The sequence below is a fragment of the Monashia sp. HAY1-5C genome (assembly GCF_056755255.1).
This window is the reverse complement of the sequence record NZ_JBPGXG010000174.1, coordinates 1-8,191: the sequence shown is the minus strand read 5'-3', so window position 1 is coordinate 8,191 and position 8,191 is coordinate 1. Positions and strand designations below refer to the sequence as shown.

9 protein-coding genes and 1 tRNA gene are annotated in these 8,191 nt (G+C 71.2%); 6 read left to right on the top strand and 4 right to left on the bottom strand.

The genetic code is table 11. The features are described from left to right. Window positions 1-378: 378 nt before the first annotated feature. Both ACR9ZK_RS19470 and ACR9ZK_RS19465 read right to left on the bottom strand, forming a co-directional pair. Window positions 379-894: a DUF3145 domain-containing protein gene (locus tag ACR9ZK_RS19470; RefSeq protein ID WP_481343619.1), complete on the bottom strand. Its 516-nt coding sequence runs from the start codon at window positions 892-894 to the stop codon at window positions 379-381. 202 nt (window positions 895-1,096) lie between these two features. Then, window positions 1,097-1,438 (bottom strand): non-heme iron oxygenase ferredoxin subunit, encoded by a 342-nt coding sequence (locus tag ACR9ZK_RS19465; protein ID WP_481343618.1) that lies wholly within the window; start codon window positions 1,436-1,438, stop codon window positions 1,097-1,099. A gap of 201 nt (window positions 1,439-1,639) precedes the next feature. Here ACR9ZK_RS19465 and ACR9ZK_RS19460 point away from each other — a divergent pair. Beyond that, a tRNA-Ile gene (locus tag ACR9ZK_RS19460) sits at window positions 1,640-1,713 on the top strand. Between the two features lie 72 nt (window positions 1,714-1,785). On the opposite strand, the gene ACR9ZK_RS19455 is transcribed toward ACR9ZK_RS19460, so the two are convergent. Together ACR9ZK_RS19455 and ACR9ZK_RS19450 are read right to left on the bottom strand one after the other, a co-directional pair. Next, window positions 1,786-2,262: a hypothetical protein gene (locus ACR9ZK_RS19455; RefSeq protein WP_481343617.1), complete on the bottom strand. Its 477-nt coding sequence runs from the start codon at window positions 2,260-2,262 to the stop codon at window positions 1,786-1,788. A 110-nt stretch (window positions 2,263-2,372) separates the two neighbouring features. Beyond that, a complete protein-coding gene (locus ACR9ZK_RS19450; RefSeq protein WP_481343616.1) occupies window positions 2,373-2,966 on the bottom strand; it encodes a dienelactone hydrolase family protein in 594 nt (197 codons plus the stop codon). Window positions 2,967-3,302: 336 nt separating this feature from the next. Here ACR9ZK_RS19450 and ACR9ZK_RS19445 point away from each other — a divergent pair, with 336 nt between their 5' ends. The 5 genes from ACR9ZK_RS19445 to ACR9ZK_RS19425 all read left to right on the top strand — a co-directional run. Further along, window positions 3,303-4,700 (top strand): M23 family metallopeptidase, encoded by a 1,398-nt coding sequence (locus ACR9ZK_RS19445; protein WP_481343615.1) that lies wholly within the window; start codon window positions 3,303-3,305, stop codon window positions 4,698-4,700. 273 nt (window positions 4,701-4,973) lie between these two features. Continuing rightward, entirely contained in the window at window positions 4,974-5,702 is a 729-nt protein-coding gene (locus tag ACR9ZK_RS19440) for an amino acid ABC transporter ATP-binding protein (protein ID WP_481343620.1), read from the top strand. Window positions 5,703-5,814: 112 nt separating this feature from the next. After that, on the top strand, window positions 5,815-6,657 hold the full coding sequence (locus ACR9ZK_RS19435; protein WP_481343614.1) for a glutamate ABC transporter substrate-binding protein: 843 nt from the start codon (window positions 5,815-5,817) through the stop codon (window positions 6,655-6,657). Between the two features lie 80 nt (window positions 6,658-6,737). Further along, window positions 6,738-7,415, top strand: a complete 678-nt coding sequence (locus tag ACR9ZK_RS19430; protein WP_481343613.1) for an amino acid ABC transporter permease — start codon at window positions 6,738-6,740, stop codon at window positions 7,413-7,415. Continuing rightward, window positions 7,412-8,191: amino acid ABC transporter permease (locus ACR9ZK_RS19425; protein ID WP_481343612.1), on the top strand; the 780-nt coding region annotated here is incomplete at its 3' end. The genes ACR9ZK_RS19430 and ACR9ZK_RS19425, both read left to right, overlap by 4 nt.

Genomic DNA, 8,191 nt, shown 5'->3' with positions numbered 1-8,191 from the left:
CCCGTGAACGGGTCGGCCACCTCGACGAGGCACCCCTGGTGCTTCGCGTCGGTGGGCAGACCCGTGGCCATGTCCGGTCCTCTCCTCGTGTTCGTGGTGTTGCGGTTGTTGTGTGAATCGTCGCACGACTCACGCGTGCACGTCAGGATTAGACGTGCGGCGCCCGACGATGGCGCCGGGCCGGCGCCTCGGCGCGACAGTGCTTTCAGGCCTGCGGCCGGGCCACGGCAGCCACGAGCGTGCGCGACGAGGGCGCGACGAGGGCGCGACGAGGGCGCGACGAGGGCCCGGGAGCACGAACCTCCCGGGCCCTCGCCGTCCCGCCGTCGCCGCGCTGGAGGCCGCGGCCTGCGAGAGGCACTCGGCGCAGTCTCGGCGTCAGCCGACCTTGTGCAGCCAACGCACGGGCGCCCCGTCCCCGGCGTAGCGGAACGGCTCCAGCTCCTCGTCCCACGGCACACCGAGGAGCAGGTCGATCTCGTCCTGGAGGGCCTCGGCGTCACCACGCGTACGCAGGACCGCCTCACGGAGCCGGTCCTCCTGGACGACCGCGTCCCCGGAGACCGAGGTCATCGCGTGGTGGATCCCGAGTCTGGGTGTGTACGACCACCGGGCGCCGTCGCAGCCCGCCGACGGGTCCTCGGTGACCTCGTACCGGAGGCCGTCCCACCCCCGCAGGGCGCTGGCGAGCGCAGCGCCGGTTCCGGGAGCCGCGGTCCACGACAGCTCGGTGCGGACCATCCGCGGCGCGGCGGGCTGGGCGATCCAGTCCAGGGCGACGCGGTGGTCGAGCACTGCCTCGATGGCCCACTGGATGTGCGGGCACAGCGGAGCGGGCGCACCGTGGATGAACACGACACCGCGCGTGACCGTTCGCGGCATGACGACAGACATCCGAACCTCCTCCAGTTGCAGGGACGTCTTCCCCAACGCCTGCCACCGGGAGCCGGAACCGTCGTGCGCTCGTGCTCAGTGTCCGATATGTCTGATGTGGTGATGCTCAACGCCCCTGCCAGGGGGACTCGCCCATTGTGCCCCAGGAGACCCACGGGCACCAGCACTTCCACGAATCGGACGATTCGGGCACCTGCACCGCTCAGGAGCCGGCCGGCACCCCGGGAAAGAGGATGACGTCCCCGTCGCGGACCTCGATCCGGTGCGTGGCGACCGGCCGCGTCGCCGGCAGGCACATCGGACGCCCGTCCGCGAGGCAGAAGCGCGTGGCGTGCAGGGGGCACTCCACCTCCCCCGCCTCGACCCAGCCCTCGGCGAGCGAGGCGTCCTCGTGCGAGCACGTGTCGTCGAGGGCGTAGTACGTCCCGTCGTCGTCGCGGAACAGCGAGATGGGCTCGTCCGTGCCGGTGAGGTCGGTCCCCAGGAGAAGAGCCTCACCCGGCTCGACGTCCTCGACCGCCGCCACGCGGATGCCCTCACTCATGCGCTCTCGTCCCTCGGTGCTCGCGGGCCGGACGCCGTCGACGCCCGACGGGAGGCCGGACGCCGTCCCGCGAGCGAGCCTAGAGGGTCACCGGTGGCGGCCCGCGCGCGCACCGCGCACGCGCACCAGGGGCCGGGTGGGCGCGGCCGGCTCGCTAGACTCCGACCCGACCCCGGCGCTCCCCCGAGCCCGCCGGGTCCCGGGGCAGTAGCTCAGCCGGTCAGAGCAGCGGACTCATAATCCGTCGGTCCAGGGTTCAAGCCCCTGCTGCCCCACGTCGGCGAGTGCAGGACTCCGCGCGGACGACCACGGGGCTGGCCAGGACGTGGCCGTCCGCGCGCCGGTGGTCAGCGGCCGGTGGCGGCGATGTAGACCGACGGGTTGCCGTTCGGGTTGAGCAGGACGGCTGGGGCGAGGCAGCGCGCGGGCAGGCTGACGTGGGCGTCGATGACCGCGTCCCCGGTGGCCGAGAAGGGCACGGTCGCCGTCGGCGGCAACGCGCTGCCGTTGCACGCCACGGTGGCCGACAGCCGTGGCACCGGGTTGACTCCCGTCGTCGGGATGATGAGACCCTCGACCTCGACGTGGAGGTCGCCGTTCGCACGCAGCCGGGCGCTTCCCTCGGAGATGACCCAGGGCGCGCCCCCACGGGTCAGGCCGAACAGGGGCGGGTCGGACAGGATGCTGCCCTGGACCGGCGCGCGGAGGATGTCGCTCCGGGGGACGCCGGAGGTGTCGGCGGTGGCGCTGGAGGTCGCAGCCAGCCCGCTCACCCCGAGGACGAGGCCGGCGACGAAGGAGGCGGTACGGGAGATTCGGTGCATGTCACACTCCTGCCTGGGTCGGTGGGGAGGTGTTCCCCAGACGAGGACGACGCACCGGCGACCGTCGGTTCACGCGAGCACGGCAGGACGTGGAGTGGCTCGGCGTGACGTCAGCCGATGCGGTCGAGGAGCGCCAGCGAGCGCTCGACGACCTGGGCCGTTGCCCCGGCGTCGTAGGAGGCCAGCGACGCGTCGGTGAACAGATGCCGGTCGCCCTCGTAGACGAACAGCTCGGCGGTGTCGGGACCGGCGAGCCGTACCAGCTCGCGCGCTGCGTCGACGTCGCCCTCGAGCCCGAAGAACGGGTCCCTGTCCATGCCGTGCACCTGGACCGGGACACCCTCGGGCCACGGACCGAAGGCCCATTCCCCGGTCACCGGGAAGCAGGCCTCGTAGAGGAGGGCGCCGCGGGCGCCGGCGCGGGTCTGGGCGAGCCGCTGGGCCGGACCGACGCCGAAGGAGATGCCGGCGTAGACGAGGTCCTCGCGAAGTCCCGCCAGCGCCGCGGCGACTCGCTCGGCGATCTCGTCGTCGCCGAGCTCCTGGGTCAGGGCGAACCCGTCGTCGATGCTCGGGGCGAGGACGCCCTCGAAGAGGTCGGGCGTGTGGACGGTGTGCCGCCCGCCGCCGCGGAGAGACTCCGCGAGGGCGCGCACTCCCTCCGTCAGTCCCAGGACGTGGTGGAACAGGACGACCTCGGCCATCGGTGGGCTCCTCGTCGGTCGGGTGCACCGGATGAGCCCCACCGTAGGCCCAACGGAGGCCGCGGGCCCGGCCGGTGCGTAGCGGCGCCGCGTGACACGAGCCCCACGGGCCCCTGTGGTCACACCTCCGGGACGGAGTTGCGCCAAGTCCGCCCGCGGTCCACTCGCCCCACCTATGGTGGACACGGCCGGGACCACAGACTGCGGGGGGCGTAGCACGTGGATACGGTCGAGGCGTGGCCGCAGGGCCCGCCGGACGAACTCAGCCTCCAGGGGGGTGGCCTCAAGGTGCAGGACGAAACACAACGCAGTGGACCTCGCGTCCTCACCGTGCGCATGAGCGGGCGACTGGTGCCGTTCGCTGCGTCCACGGTGGTGTTCGCGCTCCTTCCGTTCCTCAGCGCCAGCGCGCCGGACACCGCTGCCCGGGCGGCCGTGGTGCTCGCCGCCGGTGACCGAGCCGCGGTCGACACGGCGGTCGACGGTGTCGAGAGCGCCCGTGACGCGCTCACCGACGCCGACGGGACCGTCGCGGCCATCGCCGCCGCGGCGATCGGCGGGTCCGGATCGGCCGGCATGGCCGTGTCGAACGCGGTCGGGGGCGGCGTCGTGTTCCCCGAGATCGGGCTGACGCCGCTCGCGGCGATGGCCGTGGTCGCTCCCGTGGCGCCTGGGCTGCCCGGCTTCATCCACCCGGTGCCCGGGGTCGAGGTGTCCGGCTTCGGCCCGCGCATCCACCCGCTGCTGCACCGGCCCATGTTCCACACCGGCATCGACCTGTCGGCGGCCTGCGGTACACCGATCCGGGCCGCCGCAGCCGGCAAGGTCGTCTACGCCCGGATCTCCAGCTCCTGGGGTCTGCGCACGATCATCCAGCACACACCGACGCTCAAGACGGCCTACGGCCACCAGTCGAAGTTCCTCGTCAAGGAGGGTCAGACCGTCCGGCAGGGCCAGGTCATCGGCCTGGTCGGCACCACCGGCTGGTCCACCGGTTGCCACCTGCACTTCGACGTCATCATCAACGACCACTACGTCGACCCGGCACCCTACCTGGGCTTCCCGGCCTCGACGTCGGGCCCGGCGTCCTACGGCACGGTGCCGAACTACTTCCCGGGCGGTGGCACGGTCGTCGCTTCGGCACCCCAGACGGTCCCCGACGGTGACGTGCCGTTCGAGGACGTCGACCCGGCGCCGCTGCCCGGCACGAGCACGCCGAAGGCGACCAACCCGGCGCCGAAGCCGACGACGAGCGCGCCGAAGCCGACGACGGGCACAGGTACCCCGACACCGACGACGACGCAGCCGTCGCCGACGACGAGCACGGCGCCGACGTCGACGACGACGACCACGACGAGCGCGGCCCCGACCACGACGACGCCGACGACGACCGCTCCGTCGACGACCGCTCCGACGACCACCCAGCCGCCGAGCGACCCGCCGAGCACGACCTCCGAACCGCCGGCGTCCGACCCGCCGCCCGTCACGACGACGAACGCGCCAGCGGCCCCCGCGGTCGAGCCGACGCCGACGCAGACGGCCGTCGCGACAGCCACGGCGACGGCGACGGCGGTCGCCACGGCGGTCCGGCAGCTGGCCACCAGCGCGGCGGCCGTGAGCGACCCGGTCAAGACGACCGAGGCGGTCAAGACCACTGAAGCGGCACCGGCCCGCACGTCGGACACGGCGCAGCCGACCGCCCAGTCGACCGCGGCTGCCGAGCAGTCGAGCTGACCGCTCCCGGCTCGCCACCGAGACGACAGACGACGCACCGACGCCCACGCCCGACCCGTGCATCCGACGCGCGGTAGCCGGGCCGGGGGCCGGGGGCGCCCGGGGCCCCGTCCACCCGGACGGGGCCCTCGCCGCGTCCGAACTCACGATTCGGGCACGGCCGGGACCCGGTTGGTACCTCCCGGGGGCACGAGCCGATAGGTTGCGGGGATGGACGACGTGAAACCTGCTGCCGAGGCGACCGCCGAACGCGTCTCGGACCACCGCGAGCCCATGGTCGTCATCGAGGGCGTCAACAAGCACTTCGGTGACCTCCACGTGCTGAGGGACATCAACCTCACCGTCGGCAAGGGCGAGGTCGTCGTCGTCCTGGGTCCGTCGGGCTCGGGCAAGTCGACGCTCTGCCGCACCATCAACCGGCTCGAGACCTTCGAGTCGGGCACTATCACCATCGACGGCAAGGCGCTGCCGGAGGAGGGCAAGTCCCTCGCGCAGCTGCGGGCCGACGTCGGCATGGTCTTCCAGTCCTTCAACCTCTTCGCGCACAAGACAATCCGCGACAACGTCACCCTCGGGCCGGTCAAGGTGCGCAAGAAGTCGAAGGCCGACGCCGACCGGCAGGCCACCGACCTGCTCAAGCGCGTCGGGGTCGAGGCCCAGGCCGACAAGTACCCGGCCCAGCTGTCCGGCGGCCAGCAGCAGCGCGTCGCGATCGCCCGGTCCCTGGCCATGGGCCCCAAGGTCATGCTCTTCGACGAGCCCACCTCGGCGCTCGACCCCGAGATGGTCAACGAGGTCCTCGACGTCATGGTCGGTCTGGCCAAGGAGGGCATGACGATGATCGTCGTGACGCACGAGATGGGCTTCGCGCGCAAGGCCGCCGACCGCGTCGTGTTCATGTCCGACGGGCAGATCGTCGAGGTCGGCACGCCGGAGGAGTTCTTCACCCGGCCCAAGAGCGAACGCGCCAAGGACTTCCTCGGCAAGATCCTCACCCACTGACGCCCCACCCGCTGCGGTGGCCCCCGGGCGTCGGGCCACCGGCGCACCAGACCAGACTCAGCGAGCGGCATGCACCCCCGCGTGCCAGGAAGCAACCACAGGAGGAACCCACATGAAGGCACGACGCATCGGCGTGGCGTTCGCGGCGACGGCCCTGGCCGTCACGCTCGCCGCCTGCGGCTCGGGGCAGCCCAGCGGCAGCGGCGGAGGCGGTGGAGGCGGCGACAACGGCCTCAAGATCGGCATCAAGTTCGACCAGCCCGGCATGGGCCTGAAGAAGGGCAACGAGTACAGCGGCTTCGACGTCGACGTCGCCAAGTACGTCGCCAAGGAGCTCGGCACGTCCGAGGACAAGATCACCTGGGTGCAGGCGCCGAGCGCCCAGCGCGAGACGCTCATCCAGACGGGCCAGGTCGACTTCGTCGTCGCGACGTACTCGATCACCGACGCCCGCAAGGAGAAGGTCTCCTTCGCCGGACCGTACTTCATCGCCGGCCAGGACCTCCTCGTCCGCTCCGACGACTCGTCGATCACCGGCCCGGACAGCCTCACCGGCAAGAAGCTCTGCTCGGTGACCGGGTCCACCTCGGCCCAGAAGGTCAAGGACAAGTACCCGGGCGTCCAGCTCCAGGAGTTCGGCACGTACTCCGAGTGCCTGCCGGCGCTGCAGACCGGCGCCATCGACGCCCTGACCACCGACGACACCATCCTGGCCGGCTACGCCGCCCAGGAGCAGTACAAGGGCAAGTTCAAGGTCGTCGGCAAGCCGTTCTCCGAGGAGAAGTACGGCATCGGGCTGAAGAAGGGCGACACCCAGCTGTGCACGAAGATCACCGACGCGATCAAGAAGATGATCAGCGACGGCTCGTGGCAGAAGTCGATCGACGCGAACCTGGGTCCGGCCGGCTACAAGCCCGGCGCGGGCAACCCGCCCACCCCGGCCGCCTGCTCCTGACTCGCCCGCCGCGCGGGGGCCACGGCATCGCCGAGGCCGCGGCCCCCGCCGGCCAGATCCCTTGTGCGTGAAGGAGGGACATGCTCGCAATCCTCGAGAAGTACGACATCCTCGCCGCCTTCTGGATGACCATCACGCTGACGTTCTTCTCGGCGATCGGTGCGCTCGTCATCGGGACCGTCGTCGCCGTCATGCGCGTGTCGCCGGTTCCGGTGCTGCGTCGGCTCGGCGCGGTCTACGTCAACATCGTGCGCAACACCCCGCTGACCCTCATCGTCTTCTTCTCACTCGCCGGCGTGGGGATCATCCTGCAGATCAACCTCGTCGACCCCAGCTCGGCGACGTCGGTGCGTGACAACGCCATCCGCTGGGCGATGGTGGCGCTGGCCGTGTACCACGCCGCCTTCGTCTGCGAGGCCCTGCGCAGCGGCGTCAACACCGTGCCGGTCGGCCAGGCCGAGGCGGCGCGCTCCATCGGGCTGACCTTCGGCCAGAGCCTGCGCGAGGTGATCCTGCCCCAGGCGTTCCGCGGGGCCATCGCGCCCCTCGGCTCGACGCTCATCGCACTGACGAAGAACACGACGGTGGCCTCGGTCATCGGCGTGGCCGAAGCCTCCGCGCTCATGAAGGTCATCTTCGAGAACGAGACCGCCAGCTTCGGCGTCTTCTTCATCTTCGCCCTCGGCTTCGTCATCCTCACGCTGCCGGTCGGCATCTTCTTCACGTCCCTCTCGCGTCGACTGGCGGTGAAGCGATGAGCACGCAGACCGTCCTGTTCGACGCTCCGGGGCCGCGCGGCCGGCGCCGACACGCCATCCTCACCGGGTTCGGCTTCCTGCTGGCCCTCGTCACGGTCGGTGCCGTCGTGTGGAAGCTCAACGCCCAGGGTCAGCTGACCGGCGACCTGTGGAAGCCGCTCGTCGACCCGGAGGTGTGGACCTCGTACGTCGTCCCCGGCCTCGTCAACACCCTTAAGGCCGCGATCGTGTCGATCATCGCGGCGATGGCCTTCGGCATCATCTTCGGCCTCGGCCGCCTGTCGCACAGCCGTGCGATGCGCTGGGTGAGCAGCATCCTCGTCGAGTTCTTCCGGGCCGTCCCGGTGCTGCTGATGATGTACTTCCTGTTCCAGCTGTTCGCCTTCAACAACATCTTCGTGGCGAGCCTCAACTCGTTCATGGCCGTCGTCATCGCCCTGACGCTCTACAACGGCTCGGTCATCGCCGAGCTCGTGCGCTCCGGCGTCTACGGGCTGCCGGCGGGGCAGCGCGAGGCGGGCCTGTCGATCGGCCTGACGCCGGGCCAGACGCTGCGCTCGATCCAGCTGCCACAGGCCCTGACCGCGATGCTGCCGGCGCTCGTCAGCCAGGTCGTCGTCATTCTCAAGGACAGCGCGCTCGGCACGGCCATCACGTATCCCGAGCTGCTCCAGAGCATGCGCGACATGGGCACCGCCTATGCCACCGTCCTGCCCGCCTACATCCTCGCCGCGGTCATCTTCATCGCGCTGAACTTCGGCCTGACGATCCTGGCC